At 67.0% G+C, this 20,485-nt stretch carries 21 protein-coding genes and 3 pseudogenes; 5 read left to right on the plus strand and 19 right to left on the minus strand.

What is annotated here, in order from left to right; translation table 11 throughout:
- Positions 1-6: 6 nt before the first annotated feature.
- The 8 genes and pseudogenes from G3572_RS18520 to G3572_RS18550 form a co-directional block, all read right to left on the minus strand.
- Positions 7-453 (minus strand): NlpC/P60 family protein, encoded by a 447-nt coding sequence (locus G3572_RS18520; protein WP_164614669.1) that lies wholly within the window; start codon positions 451-453, stop codon positions 7-9.
- On the minus strand, positions 450-1,334 hold the full coding sequence (locus G3572_RS18525) for a phage/gene transfer agent baseplate hub protein (RefSeq protein ID WP_164614671.1): 885 nt from the start codon (positions 1,332-1,334) through the stop codon (positions 450-452). Before G3572_RS18525 ends, G3572_RS18520 begins: the two co-directional genes overlap by 4 nt.
- Positions 1,331-1,957 carry a DUF2460 domain-containing protein gene (locus tag G3572_RS18530; protein ID WP_164614673.1) on the minus strand — a complete coding sequence of 209 codons (627 nt, stop codon included), beginning with the start codon at positions 1,955-1,957 and terminating at the stop codon, positions 1,331-1,333. The genes G3572_RS18525 and G3572_RS18530 overlap by 4 nt, the downstream gene beginning before the upstream one ends.
- Before the next feature lie 9 nt (positions 1,958-1,966).
- Positions 1,967-4,429: a phage tail tape measure C-terminal domain-containing protein gene (locus G3572_RS18535; protein WP_164614675.1), complete on the minus strand. Its 2,463-nt coding sequence runs from the start codon at positions 4,427-4,429 to the stop codon at positions 1,967-1,969.
- Positions 4,422-4,553: a DUF7697 family protein gene (locus G3572_RS22320; protein ID WP_275897803.1), complete on the minus strand. Its 132-nt coding sequence runs from the start codon at positions 4,551-4,553 to the stop codon at positions 4,422-4,424. Before G3572_RS22320 ends, G3572_RS18535 begins: the two co-directional genes overlap by 8 nt.
- A gap of 97 nt (positions 4,554-4,650) precedes the next feature.
- Complete coding sequence (locus G3572_RS18540) at positions 4,651-5,088, minus strand: phage-derived protein YdaY family protein (RefSeq protein ID WP_164614677.1); 438 nt, start codon at positions 5,086-5,088, stop codon at positions 4,651-4,653.
- A gap of 2 nt (positions 5,089-5,090) precedes the next feature.
- Positions 5,091-6,029 (minus strand): annotated as a pseudogene (locus G3572_RS18545) (phage tail tube protein).
- Between the two features lie 26 nt (positions 6,030-6,055).
- On the minus strand, positions 6,056-6,478 hold the full coding sequence (locus G3572_RS18550; protein WP_164614717.1) for an acyl-CoA transferase: 423 nt from the start codon (positions 6,476-6,478) through the stop codon (positions 6,056-6,058).
- 118 nt (positions 6,479-6,596) lie between these two features.
- Between G3572_RS18550 and G3572_RS18555 the strand changes: the two genes are divergently transcribed.
- Together G3572_RS18555 and G3572_RS18560 are read left to right on the plus strand one after the other, a co-directional pair.
- Positions 6,597-8,114: a phage minor head protein gene (locus tag G3572_RS18555; protein ID WP_164614679.1), complete on the plus strand. Its 1,518-nt coding sequence runs from the start codon at positions 6,597-6,599 to the stop codon at positions 8,112-8,114.
- Entirely contained in the window at positions 8,111-8,515 is a 405-nt protein-coding gene (locus tag G3572_RS18560) for a hypothetical protein (RefSeq protein ID WP_164614681.1), read from the plus strand. Before G3572_RS18555 ends, G3572_RS18560 begins: the two co-directional genes overlap by 4 nt.
- Positions 8,516-8,531: 16 nt before the next feature.
- On the opposite strand, the pseudogene G3572_RS18565 reads toward G3572_RS18560, so the two are convergent.
- The 9 genes and pseudogenes from G3572_RS18565 to G3572_RS18605 all read right to left on the minus strand — a co-directional run bounded on the left by G3572_RS18565 (position 8,532) and on the right by G3572_RS18605 (position 16,571).
- A pseudogene (locus G3572_RS18565) lies at positions 8,532-9,154 on the minus strand (DUF6441 family protein).
- A 4-nt stretch (positions 9,155-9,158) separates the two neighbouring features.
- On the minus strand, positions 9,159-9,473 hold the full coding sequence (locus tag G3572_RS18570; RefSeq protein WP_164614683.1) for a head-tail joining protein: 315 nt from the start codon (positions 9,471-9,473) through the stop codon (positions 9,159-9,161).
- Between the two features lie 11 nt (positions 9,474-9,484).
- Entirely contained in the window at positions 9,485-10,510 is a 1,026-nt protein-coding gene (locus G3572_RS18575; RefSeq protein WP_164614685.1) for a major capsid protein, read from the minus strand.
- 33 nt (positions 10,511-10,543) lie between these two features.
- Positions 10,544-10,924, minus strand: a complete 381-nt coding sequence (locus G3572_RS18580; RefSeq protein WP_164614687.1) for a head decoration protein — start codon at positions 10,922-10,924, stop codon at positions 10,544-10,546.
- 81 nt (positions 10,925-11,005) lie between these two features.
- Positions 11,006-12,316, minus strand: a complete 1,311-nt coding sequence (locus G3572_RS18585; RefSeq protein ID WP_164614719.1) for a S49 family peptidase — start codon at positions 12,314-12,316, stop codon at positions 11,006-11,008.
- A complete protein-coding gene (locus G3572_RS18590) occupies positions 12,316-13,821 on the minus strand; it encodes a phage portal protein (protein WP_164614689.1) in 1,506 nt (501 codons plus the stop codon). The genes G3572_RS18585 and G3572_RS18590 overlap by 1 nt, the downstream gene beginning before the upstream one ends.
- A gap of 2 nt (positions 13,822-13,823) precedes the next feature.
- On the minus strand, positions 13,824-14,036 hold the full coding sequence (locus tag G3572_RS18595; protein WP_164614691.1) for a phage head-tail joining protein: 213 nt from the start codon (positions 14,034-14,036) through the stop codon (positions 13,824-13,826).
- Positions 14,036-16,087 carry a phage terminase large subunit family protein gene (locus G3572_RS18600; protein ID WP_164614693.1) on the minus strand — a complete coding sequence of 684 codons (2,052 nt, stop codon included), beginning with the start codon at positions 16,085-16,087 and terminating at the stop codon, positions 14,036-14,038. Before G3572_RS18600 ends, G3572_RS18595 begins: the two co-directional genes overlap by 1 nt.
- The gene (locus G3572_RS18605; protein WP_164614695.1) at positions 16,035-16,571 is read right to left on the minus strand and encodes a hypothetical protein; all 537 of its coding nucleotides are present in this window, start codon (positions 16,569-16,571) and stop codon (positions 16,035-16,037) included. The genes G3572_RS18600 and G3572_RS18605 overlap by 53 nt, the downstream gene beginning before the upstream one ends.
- Positions 16,572-16,705: 134 nt before the next feature.
- Here G3572_RS18605 and G3572_RS18610 point away from each other — a divergent pair, with 134 nt between their 5' ends.
- The 3 genes from G3572_RS18610 (at position 16,706) to G3572_RS18620 (ending at position 17,922) form a co-directional block, all read left to right on the plus strand.
- Positions 16,706-16,921: a hypothetical protein gene (locus G3572_RS18610; protein WP_068767940.1), complete on the plus strand. Its 216-nt coding sequence runs from the start codon at positions 16,706-16,708 to the stop codon at positions 16,919-16,921.
- A gap of 111 nt (positions 16,922-17,032) precedes the next feature.
- On the plus strand, positions 17,033-17,260 hold the full coding sequence (locus tag G3572_RS18615) for a hypothetical protein (protein ID WP_164614697.1): 228 nt from the start codon (positions 17,033-17,035) through the stop codon (positions 17,258-17,260).
- A 95-nt stretch (positions 17,261-17,355) separates the two neighbouring features.
- Positions 17,356-17,922 (plus strand): DUF3489 domain-containing protein, encoded by a 567-nt coding sequence (locus G3572_RS18620; protein ID WP_164614698.1) that lies wholly within the window; start codon positions 17,356-17,358, stop codon positions 17,920-17,922.
- A 593-nt stretch (positions 17,923-18,515) separates the two neighbouring features.
- Here G3572_RS18620 and G3572_RS18625 read toward each other — a convergent pair.
- Positions 18,516-19,859, minus strand: coding sequence for a site-specific DNA-methyltransferase (locus G3572_RS18625; RefSeq protein WP_164614700.1), 1,344 nt, complete (start codon positions 19,857-19,859; stop codon positions 18,516-18,518).
- A pseudogene (locus G3572_RS18630) lies at positions 19,856-20,362 on the minus strand (DNA-methyltransferase); the annotation flags it as partial. The pseudogene G3572_RS18630 and the gene G3572_RS18625, both read right to left, overlap by 4 nt.
- Between the last annotated feature and the right edge of the window lie 123 nt (positions 20,363-20,485).

Below are 20,485 nucleotides of genomic sequence, written 5' to 3' on the forward strand. Positions count from 1 at the left end.
AAAATCTCAGCGAGCGGGGAAGAGGAAGGCGAAGGCGATGCGGCGTCGCCATGTGGGCGTCAGCGGTTCCTCGATCACGCCTAGTCGCTCATAGGCGTGAAGGAAGGTGCCCGGTCCGGTCAGGATGCCGACATGCTTGGCGATAGCGCGGGGCATCATGCGGAACAGGACCAGCGCGCCGGGTGGGGCATCTGCCGGTGCGATTTCCGGCATCATCGCCCGCGCCCCATCCGCCAGCACCTCCCTCGGCCCGGTCTCGCCCCAGTCCCGGCTGTAGGGCGGGATCGGGAACGGTTCAGGACCGACGACTTCCCGCCAGACGCCGCGCGCGAGGCCGAGGCAGTCGCAGCCGACGCCCTTCAGGCTGGCCTGGTCGTGGTAGGGCGTGCCAAGCCAGGAGCGCGCGACGGCGATGACGCGGAAGGGATCGGCGGTTGGGAGGGGCGTAGTCATAGGACCGCCCCCTCGTGGCCGCCGTCCTTGGTGGCGTAGCGCAGCACGGCGTCCTGGCCCGGGATGTGCGGGAATCCCCGGAAGTTGGCGACATTGACGAACTTCGTGCCGCAGGTGGCGATCCGCTTGTCGCAGCCCGCCCGGACCACGAAGGCATCCGTCGGCGTGACGGGGCGCACCGGCGCTTCCAGCAGGGTCAGGATGGCAATGCCGTCGACGAGGTCATGGGACAGCACCTCGACCCGCCGCCCGGCATTCGCGCCGGTCGACCATTCGACCAGCCCGAAGGCGAACCAGCCTGCTGAGAAGGTGGCGAGGCCGGAAGCGGTGAACGCCCGATCCCGCAGCACATCGATGATCGCGCCGCTTCCTTTGAAGGCCGGGGCCTCGAGGTTCACTCCACACCGCGGATCGCCCAGCGCGGCATCGCAACTGGCCTGAAACGTCCGCCCGACTGTCTGGCCGAGGACATGGGCCAGTGACCGCACTTCGGCCACGAAGGCCAGCCGCCCGCGCCTGATCTGTCCGATGGCCCCGCGACGCAGCAGCACGCGCTGCGAAGGGGCCGACCAGTTCACCCGCCAGACCTCGACTGCTGCATTATCCCATCGGCCATCGAGGATATCGCTCTCCGTGATCCGGTCAGACGACAGCACACCTTGCGCGTCCTGTGCATCGACGGATAGATCGGACCCCGACCGCACCTCGGACGCCGTCAGCCCACTTTCGGGCTCGAACTCGGTGCCGTCGAAGGTGAGGGTCCGGTCGTGATCAGTGAAGCCGAAGGTCACGCCATCGGCCCGGGTTATCCGCCAGCACCAGGCGAGTGTCGTCGTGCCATCATCGAGATGCGCCTGCAGCGCGGGGTTCAGGGACTTCATGTGCGGATTTCCACGAGGGGGATCGAGGTGATCGAGCCGAGCCGTTCGAGGTCGAGGGTGACGTCGAGAGCGTCGGTGTCGAAGCGGACGGGGACGTCGAACTCGAACCCCGCGGTGATGGCGACGCCTGCCGCGGGGGCGGTGGTGAAGGTGACGAGGCCGGTTGAGGTGGAAACCGACCAGCCGGAGGCTTGGGGCGTCCCATTCAGGGCGATGGTCACGGTTCCCGCGACGGGCTTGGTGATGGCCCGCGTCCAGGACTGCGCGCCGGAGGTGTAGCGTTTGGTCAGCTGAAACAGGGTCGCCGCCCCATTGCCGGTGCCGATGGGCTGGTTGGTAGGGCCCGGCGTCTGCGACGGCAGGCAGGACTTGAAGTCGGCCCAGTCCTTGAAGCGGAAGCCGTGGAGACGGCCGTTCCTCGCCTCGAAGAAGGCGACCACCGCCGCCAGATCGTCGGCGCGGCGGATGCCATAGGCGACGTCATAGCGGCGGCGGCTGTTGGCCCAGCTGGCATTGCGTTCCTCGGCCCCACTTGCCAGTTCGACGATCTGGGTGCGGCGTTCGGGGCCACCGCGTGCCCCGCGGCTGATGTTGTCCGGAAACCTGACCTCGTGAAATGCCATGGCGGTTCCTCACATGCCGCGGCGGCCGAGCGACACGGCGCGGGCGATGTCGCTCGCGACCTGCGTGCGTGATTGCCGGAAGCTCTCGGCGTCGCGGGCGTTGATCGTGACATTGACGGTGGAGGCGCCTGCCTGGCCGTAGCCCGTCGCCTCCCGGCGCGAGAGGACGCGTTCCCCGCGCTGCAGGATCGCGGGCACTTCGTCGGGCCGCAGCCCAGCCCAGCCGCCATTGTGCATCCGCGGTGCCCCCGCGAAGGCCAGCGCCGGGACCATGCGTCCGGGACCAGGGGCGCCGACCATGCCGCCCGCATGCAGGATATTGGCAAAGATCCCACCCGCGCCACCCAGCGCGCCGGAGAGGGCATTTGCGATGGGGCCGAGGATGAAGCGCCTTGCCGCGAGCTTGGCGAGATCGGCGATCATCGAGGTCACCAGATCGCGGAAGTCGAGCTTTCCGGTCTTCACGAAGTCGCCGATGGCATTCTCGGCGCTCTGGAATGCCCCGACCAGCGCGCTGCCGATGTCCCCGCCGATGTGGCGCGCCTTGGCGGCGTAGTCGGCGAGTGCGGCGGTGACGGCTTGCCAGCCGGTGAGGGCCGTGTCCGCGCCCTCGGCGGCTGCAACGCCCGCGTTGCGTGCTGCGCCACCAGCGCCGTCGGCGGCGGTGGCCGTATCGTTCAGACTGGTGGTTAGGGCATCGGCCGAGGCGGCGGCATCCACCAGCGCGGTTTCGGCCTCGGTCCCCGTGCCGGTCACCGCATCCTTCAGCGCCTGCCAGCTGGCGAGGTGTCGACCGGCAGCGTCAGCCAGCATCCCTGCCGCCTCGCGATAGCCGTCGGCCCGGGCGCGGGCATCCTCGGCCATCGCGCCGAGGCCGAGGTCAGGCGGTTCTAGGTAAGTCCGCGACAGCGCGGCCGAGACGGCATCCGCAGCGGCAGCGCCTGCGGCGGTCGCGGCACCTTCGAACGGATTGCCGATACGCCCCAGTTCAACCGGATCGAGGATGCCGATCCGGACGCCACCTTCGCCTGTGGCCCATTCGGGCAGCAAGGCCAGCGCCGCGTTCAGGGTCTCGATGAAGCTGTTGATGCGGGTGACAAGGCCGTTCAGCATCGCCTCGACCCCCGAGATCAGCCCGTTCGCGGCCTGGAAGGCGAAGTCGCCGATGGCGCCGGGCAGGCTGCCCCAGATTGCCACCGCCGCGTCGTAGGCGCCCTGAAAGATTGCCGCCGTCCGGTCGCCAAAGCTGACGACGCCTGCGATGGCGCCCTCGAGGGCCGAGAGACCGGCCGCCTTCAGCCCCTCCCATCCGGCGGCCATCCGCGCGAGGGCCGCATCCAGCGACAGGCCGATGCGCGACCAGACCTCGCGGGCCAGATCGCCCAGCAGCCGGAAGGCCTCGCCCACGCCGCCGACCCGAGCGACAAGCTGCGAGAACTGATAGACGAGCTCGCCCGCACCGACGATCAGCGCGCCGATGCCGGTCCGGATCAGGGCGCCGCGCAGGAACACGAGCGCCGTCGCGAGGCCGCGCACGGAGAGTGCCGCCGCGGCAAGTCCCGCGACCCAACGGCCCGCCATGACTGCCGCGAAGGTTGCGGCATAGGTGGCGAGACGGCCGAGGTTGCCGATCAGCCCATCGATGGCCGACCGCAGGATGCCGCCATCGGAGGCCAGGGCCACGAAAGCATTGGCCAGCGCTTCGACGGTCGGAGCGACGGCGACGGCGATCCGGTTGCGCAGGCCGTCGAAGACCAGAGACACCGTGCCGAGCGCTAGTTGGGTGCGGCGCAAGGCTTCCAGCGCATCGCTGTCCAGAACCGCACCGAGATCGGAAGCCTGGTCACCCAGTCGTGCCATCTCTGCCCCGCCGTTCCGCAGGAGGGGCAGGAGGCGGGTCGCGTCCGAGGCCATGGCCTCGAGATAGAAGGTCATCTCCTGCTGGCTCAGACCCGCGCGTTCGAGGGTATCGACATAAAGTTTCAGCGCCTCGGGGCCGGAAAGGCGCGCGAACTGGTCGGCCGTGACGCCCACGCGCGGGGCCACGTTCTCGAAGAAATCCGCCATCGGCCCGCCGCCGGTCTGCAGGAAATCCCCCACCCGGTCGTTCACGTCCTTCAGGATGTCGGCCAGCTTCTCCTGTTCGATGCCAACCGTCCGCGCGCCAGCCGACCAGCGCTGAAGGGCCTCGGGCGTGGCATTGGCGACCTGCGCGAACTGCCGGATCTGCGCGGCGCTCTCGGCCGTGGAGCGGACGATCAGCCCGAAGGAGGCTGTGGCGGCGGCAGCGGCGGCCCCGAGGGCAAGGCCAGCCCGGCGCGCAAAGGCGGCCAGCCGGGTGTTGGCCAGTTCCATCTCGCGTGACAGGCGGCCGAAGCCACGGGCACCGGCCTCGCCGACGCCCTCCAGTTCGGCGCGCACGCGGCGTCCGCCCTCCGCCACGAGGCGGACGGAGACCTTCTTCTCAGCCATTCCGGCGTCCTTCCATCTGCTCGTTGAGTTTGCGCACCATCACCGCCTCGATCTCGGGCAGCAGTTCGGCGGTGATCAGTGCGCTAACGCCCAGCGCCTCTGCCAGTGAAAGCGCAGCGCCCATGTCCCATCCGATCACCGCCCCCGGCGCGATGCGCAGCTGGCCACCGAGGCGCTGGGTCAGGTCCCAGACTGCCAGCCCTCGACGGTTTGCGGCCGGTTCAGTCTTGCGGGGCAGTCGGGGCAGGGGCCTGCGCAGGCCGCGCAGTAGCCGTCGCCCCCGCCGAAGGACCAGTCGGCGAGGGCGCGGAGGCGTTTTTTTCCTGATCCAGCATCAGACCGCGGGCGACATATTCCGCCTGGAAGGCTTCGAAGACCGGCCAGATGTCGAGAAGGGCGTCGATCCCGGCCGGGCTGACGGGCACGAGGTTGCCGTCATCGTCCCCGACGCCCTCCCATTCCAGCACCGCCCGGCGGGCGACGGCCTTGGCCATCGCGAGGGCCATGTCCTCCTGGCTGGAGGCTTCCGAAAGGCCGTCGATCAAGGGATCGGCGCGGGCGGAGACCATCAGCGCGGTGGTGAGCGGCGCCACGAGGACGCGCAGGCCGGGCAGCAGGTCCAGCCATTCGGGGCGGTTCGAAAGGTTCAGGCGGATCATGATCAGTATCCCGTGACAGTGTTGACGAGGACGGCGGTGCACATGCGGGCGGGGCTGGTGGCCTTGGCGGCCTGCCAGTCGAAGGTGGCCTGGATGCCCTGCGGCCCGGGGATCTCGATCCGCGGGACCGGAAGGTAGACGGCGTGGGCGGTGAAGACGAAACTGGCATTCGCGCCGAGGCTGTAGGCGAATTCGAGCTCGCAGGGCGTGCCGTCGATGGCTTGGGTTACGAGGGCGCTATCGGCGAAGCGCACCTCGATCCGGCCGGTAAGGGCCGCCATGCCGGGATCGGCGCCCTCGATCTTGCCGTCGTTGCGGATGGTCTCGATCCGGTCGAGGCCGTTGGCATAGGTGATCTCGGCCGAGACGACATTACCCAGTGCGGTGCCATTCCGCTTCACCACCCCGTTGAAATGGCCGAAGCGCTGCAGGCCCAGCGCGGTCGGCGTGCCTGCGGCCGTGGTGGCAGCGATGGCCTCGCCTTGGGCAATCAGGCGGGCAGTGGCCGTCAGCAGGCCCGAGCGGTTCATCTGCCAGCTGAGCTGGTCCATCACGCAGCCCGCATACATCGCGAACCGCGGCACCTCGGGCATCGCCACTTCGATGGCCATCGAGGGCAGTGTCCAGTTGCCCGACTGGAAGGTGTGGGTCTTGGGCGTGGTCCCTGTCGTTGTCGGGGCGCCGAAAGCGGCCTTCAGCCAGAAGCCGAAGGCCTACACATCGATCGGCACGACCACCTCGCCATCGGCGGTGACCGCGTCCTTGATCGGGGCCAGGGGATCGCGGCCGTAGCCCAGCAGTTCGCTGTTCAAGAGCGGCTGTTCCGCTCCCAGCGTGGTGCGGGCAAAGGGGATCAGCCGATAGCCGCTGGCGGGCGGGGTGCCGTAAACCGTCTCGAACGCAAGCGCCATCTGCGCCCGCGCGCCGTGTGCGCGTGCCATGGGGGTCTCCTGTGGATGTGGAGGTGTCAGGCCAGCGGCCCGGTCGTGGTGTAATGCAGGACGACGGTGATCACCGCTGCCTTCAAGGCAGCAGCGCCCTCGATGGGCAGGTCGACCGAGGCCGGGGCCTCCGGTTCGACCCAGTCGCAGAGGCCACCCAGCGTCCGATCAGTCTCCAGCGCGGCGCCGATGGAGGCGATCATGTCGTCGAAGGCGCTGGCCCGGCCGGTGCCTGCCTGGACGATGACCTCCAACTCGGCGCGATGCTGGAAGTGGTAGCGCAGCGGTGACAGCGTCACTTCCGGCTCGCCCGGCTGGCCGTCACGCAGGATGATCAGCCCGGCCGCGGGGATCCGCTCGGGCAGCACCTCATGACGCAGGGTGAGGGCGGCAAGCGGTTGCAGCCGCGCGTGCAGCGCGGCGAGGACTGTTTCGCGATGGGTGGGCATTGACATGAACCTCGCAGCCTCCCTTGGGCCGTTGCCGTGTTGCATGCACCGTGCGGTGGGGTGAACGCTTCTTTACCAACTGCCTCTACAAACCACCCGCGGGTCAGCGGGAGGTTCCATGCAGCACAATCTACGGGAATTTCTCCGCCACGGCGGCAGCGGGCAGTATGTGTTCTCAAGGCAGAACGGGGCCGCCTGTGGCTATCGCGTGGGCGTCTCGATCAAGTCGACTTTCCCCGGCTATGCCAACTTGCGCGCCGACTTCACCGACCAACTGGACCGCGTGATCGCCGACAACACCCGGATGCTGCTGAACGCCCTGACACCCCCGGACACCGTGCCGTGGGTGACCGAAGCCGATCTGCGCGATGTTTCGGATGTGAAGGAGGAGGCGCTGCGCCAGTGGGATGCACGCTTGACGGCGATCTTCGAGGAATATGAGACCCATCCGCAGCGCCTTCGCCCCCTTCGAACCGCCATGGAAGAACGCCTTCTGCGGGCCTTCGCGGGCCTGATCAACCAGCTTCGGCAGCAGGATTTGGGGATCGAGCGGTACATCTGGCGGTCCCAGGACGACGCGAAGGTGCGCGAGAGCCACGCTGAGTACGACGATCAGGTGTTCCGCTGGGACGAGCCGCCCGCAGGTGGCCATCCGGGACAGGCGCACAACTGTCGCTGCTATGCCGAGCCGGTTGCATCGAGTGAAACCATGATCACGCCTGCGGAGTATGTGCCAAGTATCGATGGATTGCCCGATGCCTTGCCGTCTCCCTCAGAGCTTGGATCGGGACTTCGTGCGTTGACGAGAGGAGGCCTTGCTGCAGTCGCAGTTGTTGGGCTTGAGGCATTTCGCCGATATGCCGAAGATACAGCCGTTCAGAGATCTGCGGAACGCCTTGGCCTTGACCTCACCACAGTCGAGGGTGTCTTGGCCGCCCGTGCCCATGCATGGGGCCAATTTCACTCGGGGGCGTTTGCAGGCGCGGACTGGTCGGGACCCAGTTCCGAAATCGTGGCGCAGGCACTTGCATTATACGAACTCTCCGATCCTGGTACTTTAGGGCGAGCGTTGTCAGGTAGCCAAGAAGACTTGGCCAGAATCCAGGGCATAGTCGATCAAGCTTTGAAAGCGTGGGGCGCGGGGCAGCTTATTGTGATTCCCGGCGAATTTGCCTCCGGTTGGGTCGAAGTCTTTCCCCAATTCGATGGATTCGGTCGTGATATCCTTGATCTGCCCGGTTTTTCGACCGAAGGCTATCAATCGCTCGGTGGTACGTCCTCACCGCATATTGTTGAGAATCGTGCAGAGGGTGGACCCAGAGCACTTCCAGAAGGTATCCCGGAGACCGATGCAGAGGGCAGACCCGTAGAACCTGCGCCGGAAGCGCGGGGCTTGCCTGCACAGGGGCGTCCGGGAACCTGGGTTGTCGGCCCTCGCGGAGACAGACTATATGGCCCTGACGGAAAGCCGATCAAAGACGTTGATTGGGGCCACGATCACGGCCAAGGTCGGCCCCATACGCACGAATGGATCGACGGCGAGCGCCAGCCTGGTCGACCAGCGACCGAGGAAGAGAGCTTTTCAGGTGACGGGCGAGGTGATGACGGGCTGATCCGTCCGGAGGATTGGAGATGATCACGTTTGAAGGGGATGAACGGTTTGCCGACGTGGAATATGTTGGCATGGCCTACGAATCCACTGATCGAACCCTGAGGCTGTTGGTCACGTCCGATCCCGCAGACAACTGTGAAGTGATCCTCCTTCGAAATGTTGCGGCATTTGATGTCCTTCATTTCACGCGACAGAATGTTGTCAGTTACCTCGATATCGCGCGTTTGGCCGCCGCCGAGCATCAGGCCTTTGTCGAACTTGCCGTCGGTGAAGGGGCGACGATTACTTTGACAAACTATCCCAGTCGGGATGTTCTGCTTGGGGTCGTTTTCGTGTCTGCCAACGGAGCAACGATCTTTGCTCTTTGCGGTTCAGTCGAGAAATGCTCCAGCGACGGGTCGGCGCTCTACGGCGTAATGGCATGATTTTTGCGACCTGCACTCAACGATCCGCCCACCCCTCCACGATCCGCCCAGGCACGGTGTCGATGGCCCGCTCGGCATCCCGCGCAAGGTCCAGCCGCTTGCGCAGTTTGACCTGTGGCACCAGCAGGAAGATCGGCACGGTGGTCAGCCCGCGGCCGGTCTTTGATCGTGACGCTACGGCGCGTCCCTTCGTGTTCAGTCGCCCCTCGGCCACCAGCAGGCTCGGACCCCTGCGCCGGCAGATGAACCGCAGCCTCAGCCCCGTACGGCGCTCCCATTCGCATGGGGTAATGCGGCCGCCGCGGGTGGATTTGCCTGCGGCCGGGGTGGGGATGGCCAGCCAGAACCCGTTGCGCGACCGGATCAGCGGCCCGGCGTCATGCGCGCCGACGATCACTGGCGCGTTCGACCAGACCAGCGCCGCGGCGTTCAGGCTTCGCCGCCCTTGGGATAAGTGGCGAGGCGGATCGAGTTGCCCAGCCTGGTGCCCAGCCCCGCGCCGGTGATCTGGCCGCGCCAGGCGGATTTGAGTCCCGCGCCCGCCTCGCGCAAGGCGGTCGTGACCGCCTTCTCGCCCGCAGCGATTTCCGCCTGCATCATCGCAACGATGTCAGGATCGATGGTGAGCTTCAGTTTCATCGGATCACGCCGGGCGCAGATCGAGGGTCCAGATCAGCCGTTCCCGGTCGCGCAGCGGTTCTCCCTGGATCACATGGCTGTCCGCGCCGATGACGATCACGTCGCCCGGCCGTGGGGTGGGCAATTCGGTGACGCGCACATCCACCACCGTCGTGTCGCTGACGAAGCGTCCCGCGCCGAAGTCGGTGACGCGGTCGGGTGCGCGGCGGATGATGCGGATCGGGCGTTCCTCGGAGGTGGTGGCCGAGATCCAGAGGGCCGGGGCCACCATGGCAGCATGGGTAAAGATGCGGTCCATGGCGGCGGCGAAGACGGACATGGGTGGGTCCGTCAGTTCGACGTGTGCAGACGGATCGCCAGCCGCGGCCGCTTGTTCACCGGCAGGATCGAGGCTTCGGTCATGACATCGATCCAGCGACCCTTCTCGTCGAGATGCTGGCGGGCGTAGAGAGGCAGGCCGATGGTGTTTGCGGTTTCCAGGAGGTTCGCCGGGCCGCCGTAGGTGGTGAAGGTGTCCATCGTGCCAAGCGGGAAGGCGATGCCCTCGTTCGCCGGGACCAGCCGTTCGGTGGCCTTGGTCGAGAGGGTGACGGTGCCGGAATACTCCTCGAACAGGATCCCGCCGAAGGGGAAGTTGCGCCGCACATCTTCGCGCAGCGGCTGGGCCCCGGTCGAGGCGTAGAACTTGTAGGCCTCCTCGGTCTTGGGATGCGCGATCAGCTTGTCGAAGAACTCGCGGCTGACGAGAGCGTGCACGCTGGTCATGGCCTCGCCCAGCAGATTGTCCTCGATGGCGCGCAGCACCTCGCGCACCTTGCCCTGAACGTTGGTGCCTGCGGTGCCCAGCACGAAGTCTACCGAGATCTGGGCGAGGCCGAATTCGGTGAAGTAGTTGTAGAGGGTGGTGCCTGCGCCATCCTTCACGATGCCGCGGAGCGCGTTCATCTCCATGTATTCGCGGGTCTGTGCGTGCTTGCGCCGCATAAGCAGCAGCTTGCGGTTCATCACCTCGACGAGGGGATCAGCCGCATCGAACGCGCCGCCCAGCGCAGGGGCGCCCTGGATGTCGGCAGGCAGGACCACGTCGTCATGCGGGATCCACGGCAGGGCGAAGGACCGCATGGACCGGCCTTCGCGGGTGCCGACTGTGGCGGGGCCGCCGAGGGGGACGGAGGGCAGAAGGCTCAGGACACCTTCGTATTGCTCGATGATGACCGAGCGCTGGCTTACGCCTTCGAAGCGGAAGAGGCCGATCTGGGCGAGGCGGGTGTAGAGGTTGGGCAGGATGTTGATGGCCTGCGTCATCTCGGCCAGCGAATAGCCGCCAGCGTCGAAGGGATTGCGGACGATGGTCATGGTGGGGCTCCGGGAGATTGAGGGGATTGGACGTCAGACACCGTCGCGGGCGATGATGCCGACAGCGCCCAGCTGGGTAATCTTGGCGGCGATCTTGGCCGCGTCGTTGACCGTCGCCTCGTAGGCGAGGGCAGCGCGCGACACGATGGCGGGGCCACGCGTGACGATGATGCCCACGGCGTCTGCCAGCGTGGCGTTCACTGGATAGAGGTGCACAGCGACTGCGGTTTGCGAACCGTCAGCCCCGGTCGCGGGCGAGAGGGTGTACTTGCCGCTCGCGGTGATGCGGCCGAGGACGGCACCGGACGGGTAGTTGGTGCCGATCAGCAGCGTGACCACCTCGCGGGTGTAGTTCGGGTTGACCTCATATTTGAGGACATCGCCCATGCTGGGCGGTTCCGTCAGGACGGGCATGGTTCAGTCTCCGGGATGTTGGGGGATGGGAAGGCGGGGCGAGGGCGCAGCAACAAATGCCGTTGGTGGCCAGCGCCAATGTCAGCGCGAGGCGGCGGCCGATTTCTTCGCGGCCGCCACGATGGGGCTTTCCTTGGCCCCGGGTGCCGGGGCGGTGGCAATGATGCCAGCCGCATCGCTGCGGGCGGCAAGGTCGGCCAGCACCTTGGCGCGCAGCGCTTCCGGCTTCACGCCCTTGGCGACCGCATCGGCGGCGTCGATCTGGACGCCGAGGCGCGCGGCCTGTGCGCAGACCTGTGCGACCTCTGCCGCCTCCGCGCGGATCGCTTCGGGCGACATCGCGGCCGCTGTGGTTTGTGGCGGCGCGATTGCCGAGGGCGCGGCCGGTTCCGGCGGGGTGCTGGCGGCAGGCGTGGTCGCAGCCTGCGCATCGTCTTCGGGGGCAGTGGTCATCATCGGGCCCTTTCCTCTGAGGGTGATTGTGCCGCGGGGTGCGGCGGCGAAAGCGCGGAAGGCGGTGACGGGATCGGCCACCTCATCTGCGAGACCGGCGAACACCGCCGCCTCCCCGCGGAACACAGCCGCCTCGGTGCCCAGCGCGCGTTGAGTGTCGAGGCGGCGGCCGCGCCCTTCGGCGACAGTCTCGGCGAAGAGCTGGCGCAAATCCTCGAGTTCACCCGCGATCCGGGCGCGGACGGCCTCGGGAAGCGGCTGGTAAGGGTTCGCATCGACCTTGCGGGCCCCGGCATGGATCAGCGTGACGGCAATGCCCTTCTGGTCGAGCGCCCCGCTCATGTCGCTGTGCATGGCCACGACACCGATGCTGCCAACGGCGCCGGTGCGGGGCAGGATGATCCGGTCGGCCTGTGAGGCCAGCGCATAGGCGGCCGAGAGGGCGTGATCGGCGACGAAAGCCCGCACGGGCTTGACCTGACGAGCCGCGCGGATGCGGTCGGCGAGATCAAAGGCTCCGGCCACCTCGCCGCCGAAGCTGTCGATGTCGAGGGCGATGCCGCGGATCGCCGGGTCGGCGATGGCCGCCTGCAGCTGGGCCGCGATCCCTTCATAGGAGGTCAGGCCGGAGGATTGCCCGATCCAGGCGCCGCGATGCACCAGCGTGCCTGCGATTTCGATGACCGCGATCCCTTCGACGACTGCGAAGGGCTGACCGCCGTTCCGTGCCTGGCGGTTGGTCAGATCGTCACCGAACAACGACGCCCGGACGGGCAGGCTGGCGGCCTCCTGCGCTTCGGAGGCGATTTCGACCCCCTCGACGCTGATTTCTCTGCCGGTGATCCGCGGACCAAGGCCGGTCAGGAAGGCCAGTGCCTTGGCGGGATCGACCATCAAGGGCGTGTTGAAGACGCGCTGGGCGATCTGGGTGTGGTGCATCATTCGTCCTCCGCGGGCCGGGTTTCCCGGTCCTCACCCTCGTCGTTCTCTCGCTGGTCCTGCTTGTCAGGGTCCGTTTCGCCGCCCTGATCCGCGCTACTGCCACCGGCCGCCTGCGCCGGTGACCCCGGCCGCCGGAAGTCCAGCCCCAGCTCCGCCTCGCGTTTCCGTTCGGCCGCGATTTCCCTGTCGACCTGCTCGGCGTCGTAGCCGCGCTCTGCGATGGCCTGCGTGCGGGATTTCAGGCCTGCCTCGATCTGCAGGATTTCGGCCGCAGCATCCTTGGCGGGGTCGATCCAGTCCCACTTGGTCGGAAGCCAGTCACAGGCGAGGTATGCGCGCCGGTCGGTGGCATAGCCCGGCAGGTCGATGGCTCCGGCCAGCACCGCCATGTCCATCCACCGCGTCCAGACGGTCCGGCAGAGCTGGTAGACCATCACCGAATGCTGGAAGGCCGAGATCCGGCGGCGGAAGTCGACGAGTGCGATCCGGGTGTTCGAGAAGTTCCCCTTCGCCGTGTCGCCGGTCAGGTAGCCATAGGGCACGCCCAGCGCCGCGCCGATCTGCAGAAGCGTGCGGTACTGGAAGGGTTCATAGGTGGATCCAGAATCCGGGGTGGATGGTGTGGTGACATCTTCGCCCGGGTCCAGTCGCACCACCTGGCCGGGCTCGACCTCGAGATCATCCTCGGCGGGATCGAGGGCCGTTTCTGGCGCGGGGGAGGTGATGAACATCGCGAACATCGCCGCGGTCTTCTTCCGCTCCAGTTCCGCGTCGTCGTAAAGGTCCAGCGTGAAGATCTTCACGACGGCCGCGGCGAAGCGCGACACCCCGCGCAGCTGGCCCGCCTCGACCGGGTCCAGAATGTGGATCACCTCGGAGGCGGGCACGCGAACCGTCTCACCCACCAGCCCCGGATCGGTCATGTCGCCTGGATGGCGGCGCAGGAAGTGGTAGGCCACGCGCCGCCCGATCCCGTCGAATTCGATCCCCTGCCGGATCGACCCAGCGCCGGGCAACGCGCGCGTCAGGTCCTGGGGCAGCATTTCCGAGGGCAGCATCTGCAGCTGCATGGGCACGGTCAGCCCGTCTTCCGGCCGCCGCGTGCGGATGCGCAGGAAAACCTCTCCCGCCAAGAACACCTCCCGCGTGGCCCGCCGCTGCAGGCCGAAGAAGTCGGTCAGCCCCTCGGCATCGGCCTCGTCGGTCCAGGCGAGCCAGAGCTTCTGCAACTCCTCCTTCTTTGCGGCGTCCGCGATCTTCGAGGACGGTTTGATGCCGTCGCCGACGACATGGTTCGCGAAGGCGTCGACAGCGTTCGCGGCGTAGCCATTGTTCCGGACCAGCCAGCGGGCGCGGGCCGTGATGGTCTCGCCGGAGGCGGCGATCAGCGTGTTCACATGCGCCCGGGTGGCCCGGAACCCGCGCATGCGCCGATGGGACTGCGCCGCGTCGAACCCGCCGATGATGGACCCGAGCCGCGCACGGAAGGCGTCGAGGACCATGATCACAGACCCTTCGTGGCGACGGTGCCCCAGCGGCGGCGACGCGGCGTGGCAGAGGCTGTGGCAATCCGTCCTTCCAGATCCCGGATCGCCGCAGCCAGTTCGGCGTCCGACCCATAGGTCACGGTCTTGCCGTCATAGCTGACGCTGCGCAGCCCGGCGAAGCGAGCTTCCTGCAGCGCGATCAGCAGGGCTTGCATGCGTTCCAGGTCCATCAGTCCCTCATGAAGTTCGGGGTGTAGGCCCGCCGTTTCCGGCGCGGCGTGGTCAGGGTTCCGGCCTTGGGCTGGGCCGGATCGGGTGGTGTGATGTCCATCGCGACGGCTGCTGGCATGCGCGTTTCCACGCCCGCCTGCGCTTCCAGCCGCCGCCAGGTGGCTTCGTCCCATCGGTCGGCGCCGAGGATCCACGCTGCGGCGCGGGCATAGACCCGGCAGTCCAGCGCCTCGTTGCGGTCGCGCATCTTCTGCCATTCCTGATGGGCATAGCCGCGCTTGTTGCGGATCGTGACCAGCTGTTCCGCCACCAGCTGCTTCAGCCATTCGGTGTCGGCCCATTCGGGGACGTGGACAGCCCCCGCCGCATCGAGCACGCCCAGCGCCCGGTCCTCATCACTCGGTCGTTCGATCCGCAGGAAGCGGTAGGTTTCGGCCTTGAAAGTCGCCGTGGCCACCGACCAGAGCCGCGCGCCGCGGCGCAGGCGTTTCCCGCCAATGGTGGCGTCGACGCAGGTTGGGCCCGAGACTGGCGTGGCGCGGTTGAAGCCCTCTAGGCCCTTCAGGGGTGCGACCTGTTCGAACCCGACCTTGCGCGACCAAGCATAGACCGCCGCGGCCTCGTAACCAGTGTCGATGCCAAGCCGCGCCACGGTCATGTGCGCGCCGTTGGCATGTTGCCAAGACCGGCCGAGCAGGCCGGTCAGCTTGTCCCACGCCGCCGGATCGTCAGGCCCGCCTGGGATGACGATGTGATCGACGAGCCAGCTCTCCAGGCCTCGGCCCCAGGCCCAGATGTCGACTTCGATCCGGTCCCTCTGGACGTCGGCCCCGGCGGTCAGGAACAGCCCCGCCACAGGCACGGTGCCCGGCTTCCAAGCCTCCCGCCGATCCGCCAACCGCTGCCATTCCGGCGCGTCGCCACTTTCGACCCATGTCTCGCCCATGAGCGTGTTGCGCGCGGCGCGCAGCGTCTCGTCCGACCCTTGGGCCGCCAGCCATTCCCGCGCGACGTCGGACCAGCTTTTCCAGCCCAAGGGCGAATATAGCGCCGAGAGATGGAAGCCGATGGCTTTCGGATCCCTGGAAACCGCCGTCGCCCGCCATTCGCCCCTGGCCAGCATTTCTGTCTTGTGGTGCTCGGCGATTGGGCGTTCGCAGACCTCACAATGGTAGGCTGCCGTTTCCGGCTTCCCCTTCGCCCAGCGCAACCGGTCGAATTGCAGCCACTGCATCGCCCCGCAATGGGGACAGGGCACGAAGTAGCGCCGCTGGTCGGATGCCTCAAATTCCCGCTCGATCCGGGACAGCCCCCGGATCGTCGGGGTCGAGACCATGAACACCTTGCGCCGGTGCGAGAAGGTGGTGGTCCGCGCTTCGGCCAGCGTGACCGGATCGCCTTCCTCGTCGGCCGAGGCCGGATAGGCATCGACTTCGTCCAGAAACACATAGCGCGCGGGCATCGACCGCAGGCCGGTGGCTGAGTTGGCTCCGGTCAGCACGAGGATGCCGCCGGGGAATTCCTTCGACAGCATCGAATTCCCGGCATCGCGGGATCGGGCCGGACTCACCCGCTCGCGCAGTGCAGGGCTGTCTGCGATCAGTGGGTCCAATCGGCCCCGCGAGGTGCGTTTCGCCAGTTCCAGGCTGGGCAGCACCGCCAGCATCGGCCCCGGCGCGTGATGGATGACGAAGCCGATCCAGTTGTTCCCGGCCTCTGTGGCCCCGACCTGCGCGGCCTTCATGAAGGTGATGCGCTGGGCCGGGTGACCCGGCGACAGTGCATCCATGATCTCGCGCAGGTAAGGCGCGCGGGCGGTGCGATAGCGCCCCGGCTCGGCCGCGCCCCGCGACGACAGCCAGCGATGCTGATCCGCCCATTCCGACACCGTCAGGTTCGGGTCTGGGCGCAGGCCCTGCCGCCAGACTCGGAGCAGGTCCTCGGCCCCGTCGAAACCGAGGTCGAGACCCTCGGTCAGGTCGTTCTCGTCGTCCTCATCATGCAAGCGAGACCCGGAGGTCGGCGAGGGCGTCGAGCTGTTCGCGGACATGGGCTTCCAGCACCCTCTGCATGATCGCGGTCTCGATCGTCACCGATGCCCCGGATTGCCGTTCCACCTCCGCCATGATCTGCGCCGCCATCAGCGCGGCCACCCGTCCGGGCCAGGTGACCCAGACATCCCGTTCCTGCCGCGCCAGGCGAAACACCAGCGTTTCCGCCCTTGCGCGGTCGACCAGCGCGCCCTTCTTCTTCTGGACGGCCAGCTGGCGTTCCTGCGCCGCGTAAACTGTCAGCGCCGTGCGGGCCTTGATGTAGGACGTCGTATCGCCGGGGCCGCTTGCCAGCCCGTCACCACCAATCGACCGGCGCTGCTGGTCGGGATCCGTCATCTCCGCCCGCCGCACATCCGAGGCCGCGGCGTTGATCGACCCGTCGTCGAAAACAACCAGTCGCCCGTTCTTGCGCGCCTTCTGCACCCCGCCGCGGGAGAGGCCGGAATGCGCCGCATACTCCCGCTCGCTCATGCCTTTCATGGCGCTGTGAAGCCTGTCAAGATATTGAAAATAAACAGGAAAAGACAATCAATTCCGTTGATTGTCTCCCCCTCCGGAGCGATTCTGTCGTCCATCAACAGGCCGCATCGCGCCGATCCCAGGAGGGCTTCACCATGACCACGACCACCATCCGCATCGACTATTCCACCCTTCCCGAGGGCTTCGACCTGAGCCGCCCGGACGCCATCGCCGAAGTCATCGAGCAGGCGCTGCGCGAGAGCGGGATCCCGGCCGAGGCCTCTGACGTCCTGTCGCACCTGAAGATCGAGCTGCCGACTGCCCAGCTGGGTGCCGCCAGCCGCGCGCTGGCCGAGATGCGGCTGATCTGACCGGAATGATCAGAAACCACTGATATTGCTCCGAATTGCCTACGATCATCCGCCCGACAGAGCGATGGTATTCGCACCAGAACGATGCAACTCACCGAAGGATGCCCCGCCATGACCACCCGCCGCGCAGCCGACAATTCCAAAGCCCTCGACGCCTTCATCGCAGCCAAGGCCGAGATCGACACCATGCTGGAGCGCCTGAAGGCCCTCAGCGACGACCATTTCGAGACCCACCCCGACGAGATCCATTGGGGCCATGTGGGGACGCTGAAGCACTACGCGGGCCTGCTGCGCCAGATCACCGACAGCGCCTTCAAGGAAGGCGAACACGCCGCCTGACGCGCCCACACGGCGCGATGGCCGCCCCGTCCGACGACGGGGCTTGCCTCCGTAGAAGGCGCTCACAGCGCGCGCCCACAGCCACGGAGGCCCCGATGACCACCCCGTCCGACACCCAGTCCCTGATCCTGTCCCGCGCCGCGACCCGGCCCGGCAACCTCGCCCTGCCGCTGCCCGAGGGACTGGTCGGCGCCGCCGCCAAGATGGTCGTCGGCAAGATGATCGCCCGCGGCTGGCTCGAAGAGGTCGAGGCGAACCTGCGTCGCAGCGAGCCGATGTGGCGCGAGACCGGCGACGGACATGGCACCACGCTGATCGCCACCGAGGCGGGGCTGGAGGCCATCGGGATCGAGCCGCTGGCGGCCAGCGCCGTCGCCAGCGTGCGGAGGGCGAAGCCCAAGGCGGAACCGGAGCCGGTGCAGACGCCCGACGACAGCGAAACCGTGAAACCTGTCGCCATCCGCGCTGGCACCAAGCAGGCGCAGATCATCACCATGCTCCAGCGCCCCGAGGGCGCGACGGTCGCCGAGATGGTCGAGGCCACCGGATGGTTGGCACACACGGTTCGGGGCTCCATTTCTGGTGCCCTGAAGAAAAAGCTGGGTCTGCCCATCGCCGCCGAGAAGGTCGAAGGCAGGGGGACGGTCTATCGGATCAGGTGAGGTCGCGATGTACTCTTTGCCGCCGGGCAGATTGTGGGCTAGATATCTGAAAGTCGAACGAAAACCTATGCGAGGGCAGGCTTGTGACCGGATTTGTTGAAGCGCGTCCTAAAGGATGATAAGGCGAGTTCTTGATTTCTGCGCTGCATTCTTGACTGGTGTGGCGGTTTGGTTCGCAGTACAGGTCGTGAACGCCCTAAATCCCTTCCTAAATTGGGAATACCCACTCCTAAGATTGTTCTTAGGCATAACATTTCCAGGTGGGGCTCCACCCAGCCTGCACTATCTGAGCCATGTGGCTCAAACTTGGGTGCCATTTCTGGCCGCGTACTTTGTCGCCAACGCTCTGACCGGCCACAAGGCGCGATTCTCTGGGGCGGTGGCTGTGTATGTCGTATTTCTCATCTGGTCATGGGGAATGGTGATTCTGCATACGTTAGGCGTGGCGCAACAGATCATTTTTTCAATCGGGATTGCAGGCACATTCTTTGGGGGCCTAGGCTTATACCTGAGGCTGATCTGTCCAGTCCACTCTGAATAAAATCCGCACGCGCCAAGGACCGCTTTGGCTGCATGGGTGAGCTTCAGCGTATCTAACGATCTGGTTGCTTCCCCTGTAGTCGCACCGCCTTCCGCCCTGTCGCCAACTCCCACCGCCGCACGGCGACGTCGCAATAGACCGGGTCCAGTTCCACCGCGCAGCAGCGTCGCCCGGTACGCTCCGCGGCGATCAGCTGGGTGCCAGAGCCGCAGAAGGGCTCGAACACCAGGTCGCCGGGATCGGTGAAGGCTTCCAGAACCGCCTCGACCAGCGCCACAGGGAACACGGCCGGGTGCGATCCGGCCGCGCCCAGCCCGCCCTTGTGCCGCATTATGCGGAACACAGAGTCGGGGATGCGGTGGCTCTGGATCGCGTTGCCGAAACCGGTCTTGCGATGGACCGTGCCGTCGGCCCCGCGCAGGCCACCACCGCCGAGGGTTTCGCCCGCGTGCTTGCTTTCGACCGTCTTGTTCGGCTTCCGCGGCTGGCGGTTGAAGTGGAAGATGAACTCGTGCGAGGGCGCGAGGCGGCCGTTCCAGTCGCCGGGCAGGCCCGGCCCCTGGTCCCAGACATACCAGCCGAAGCGCCGCCAGCCCTGCGCGCGCATCCAGTTGACCCAGGCTTCCCAATACGGGATCCACTCACCGTCCCGATGGACGAGGCCGAGGTTGACCAGCAGCTGGGCATCGGCGGTGACCGGCGCTGCGGCGAACACGCCCTGCATCAGCGCATCCCAATCGCCGACCCTTTCCTTCGCCGCCCCATAGTCGCGCTGCTGGGCATAGGGCGGGGAGGTGAACAGCAGCGACGCCTGCGCCCCGTCCATCAGCCGCACCACCACGGCCGGGTCAGTGGCATCGCCGCAGATCAGCCGGTGATGCCCGAGCCGCCAGATGTCGCCGGGCTTCGTGATGGGTTCGACCGGGGCTTCGGGGATGGTGTCGGCGGTGTCGTCGTCGATGGGCGCGCGGTCGTCGGCATCGTGCAGCAACGCGTCCAGTTCATCTTCGGGGATCCCGATCAGCCCGAGGTCGAAATCCTCGGCCATCAGCCCCCGCAGCTCCTCCAGCAGCAGCGCCTCGTCCCACCCGCCGAGTTCGGTCAGCTTGTTGTCGGCGATGCGATAGGCGCGCCGCTGCGCCTCGGTCAGATGGCCCAGCACGATCACCGGCGCCTCGGCAAGCCCAAGCTGGGCTGCGGCCAGGACCCGGCCGTGGCCCGCGATCAGTTCGCCATCGGCCGCGACGAGGCAGGGGACCGTCCAGCCGAATTCGGCCATGCTGGCGGCGATCTTTGCCACCTGGTCGGCATCGTGGGTCTTGGCGTTGCGGGCATAGGGCCGGAGGCGGGCCAGCGGCCAATGCTCGATCCGGCCGGGCAGGAGGGGCGCGTTCATGCCGCGAGCCGCTTTGCCTTGAGGGCGGCGAAGGTCTCGCCAGTCTCCGCCAGAACGGCTTCCTGCCCTGTGAAGGACTGCCAGCGCTCGATGGCGACATCGACATAAGCCGGGTTCAACTCGACACCGAAGCAGACCCGCCCCGTCGTCTCGGCCGCGATCAGCGTGGTGCCGGAACCCATGAAGGGCTCATAGACAGCCTGGCCGGGGCTGGAATTGTTCAGGATCGGCCGTCGCATGCATTCGACCGGCTTCTGGGTGCCGTGCACGGTGTCGGCATCCTGATCCCGGTTTGCGATCTGCCACAGCGTCGTTTGTTTGCGGTCCCCGGCCCAATGACCCTTGCCCTTGGCACGCACTGCATACCAGCAGGGTTCATGCTGCCAGTGGTAATCGCCGCGGCTGAGCACCAGCCGGTCCTTGGCCCAGATGATCTGCGACCGGATGGCGAAACCTGCGGCGGTCAGGCTGTCGGCCACGGTCGCGGCATGCAGCGCGCCGTGCGGTAATCCTCCCCATGGTTAAGGGGATGCGGAAGTAGAATTTTCTCGGCAGGATGAACGAGGAGATTCCGATGAAGAAGAGCCGTTTCACCGAAGCCCAGATCATGGGCGTGCTGCGCCAGG

Source organism: Pseudotabrizicola algicola, assembly GCF_010915705.1.
Taxonomy (GTDB): domain Bacteria; phylum Pseudomonadota; class Alphaproteobacteria; order Rhodobacterales; family Rhodobacteraceae; genus Pseudotabrizicola; species Pseudotabrizicola algicola.

What these genes read in the sequence shown, in the direction of transcription:
- G3572_RS22320 (WP_275897803.1), bottom strand. Translation starts at nt 4,553, where the DNA reads ATGGGCGCTGCGCTTTCACTGGCAGAGGCGCTGGGCGTTAGCGCACTG.
- G3572_RS18600 (WP_164614693.1), bottom strand. Translation starts at nt 16,087, where the DNA reads ATGTCCGCGAACAGCTCGACGCCCTCGCCGACCTCCGGGTCTCGCTTG.
- G3572_RS18525 (WP_164614671.1), bottom strand. Translation starts at nt 1,334, where the DNA reads ATGAAGTCCCTGAACCCCGCGCTGCAGGCGCATCTCGATGATGGCACG.
- G3572_RS18625 (WP_164614700.1), bottom strand. Translation starts at nt 19,859, where the DNA reads ATGAACGCGCCCCTCCTGCCCGGCCGGATCGAGCATTGGCCGCTGGCC.
- G3572_RS18610 (WP_068767940.1), top strand. Translation starts at nt 16,706, where the DNA reads ATGACCACGACCACCATCCGCATCGACTATTCCACCCTTCCCGAGGGC.
- G3572_RS18615 (WP_164614697.1), top strand. Translation starts at nt 17,033, where the DNA reads ATGACCACCCGCCGCGCAGCCGACAATTCCAAAGCCCTCGACGCCTTC.
- G3572_RS18575 (WP_164614685.1), bottom strand. Translation starts at nt 10,510, where the DNA reads ATGACCATCGTCCGCAATCCCTTCGACGCTGGCGGCTATTCGCTGGCC.
- G3572_RS18585 (WP_164614719.1), bottom strand. Translation starts at nt 12,316, where the DNA reads ATGCACCACACCCAGATCGCCCAGCGCGTCTTCAACACGCCCTTGATG.
- G3572_RS18560 (WP_164614681.1), top strand. Translation starts at nt 8,111, where the DNA reads ATGATCACGTTTGAAGGGGATGAACGGTTTGCCGACGTGGAATATGTT.
- G3572_RS18550 (WP_164614717.1), bottom strand. Translation starts at nt 6,478, where the DNA reads ATGCCCACCCATCGCGAAACAGTCCTCGCCGCGCTGCACGCGCGGCTG.
- G3572_RS18540 (WP_164614677.1), bottom strand. Translation starts at nt 5,088, where the DNA reads ATGATCCGCCTGAACCTTTCGAACCGCCCCGAATGGCTGGACCTGCTG.
- G3572_RS18535 (WP_164614675.1), bottom strand. Translation starts at nt 4,429, where the DNA reads ATGGCTGAGAAGAAGGTCTCCGTCCGCCTCGTGGCGGAGGGCGGACGC.
- G3572_RS18590 (WP_164614689.1), bottom strand. Translation starts at nt 13,821, where the DNA reads ATGGTCCTCGACGCCTTCCGTGCGCGGCTCGGGTCCATCATCGGCGGG.
- G3572_RS18620 (WP_164614698.1), top strand. Translation starts at nt 17,356, where the DNA reads ATGACCACCCCGTCCGACACCCAGTCCCTGATCCTGTCCCGCGCCGCG.
- G3572_RS18595 (WP_164614691.1), bottom strand. Translation starts at nt 14,036, where the DNA reads ATGGACCTGGAACGCATGCAAGCCCTGCTGATCGCGCTGCAGGAAGCT.
- G3572_RS18520 (WP_164614669.1), bottom strand. Translation starts at nt 453, where the DNA reads ATGACTACGCCCCTCCCAACCGCCGATCCCTTCCGCGTCATCGCCGTC.
- G3572_RS18530 (WP_164614673.1), bottom strand. Translation starts at nt 1,957, where the DNA reads ATGGCATTTCACGAGGTCAGGTTTCCGGACAACATCAGCCGCGGGGCA.
- G3572_RS18555 (WP_164614679.1), top strand. Translation starts at nt 6,597, where the DNA reads ATGCAGCACAATCTACGGGAATTTCTCCGCCACGGCGGCAGCGGGCAG.
- G3572_RS18570 (WP_164614683.1), bottom strand. Translation starts at nt 9,473, where the DNA reads ATGTCCGTCTTCGCCGCCGCCATGGACCGCATCTTTACCCATGCTGCC.
- G3572_RS18580 (WP_164614687.1), bottom strand. Translation starts at nt 10,924, where the DNA reads ATGCCCGTCCTGACGGAACCGCCCAGCATGGGCGATGTCCTCAAATAT.
- G3572_RS18605 (WP_164614695.1), bottom strand. Translation starts at nt 16,571, where the DNA reads ATGAAAGGCATGAGCGAGCGGGAGTATGCGGCGCATTCCGGCCTCTCC.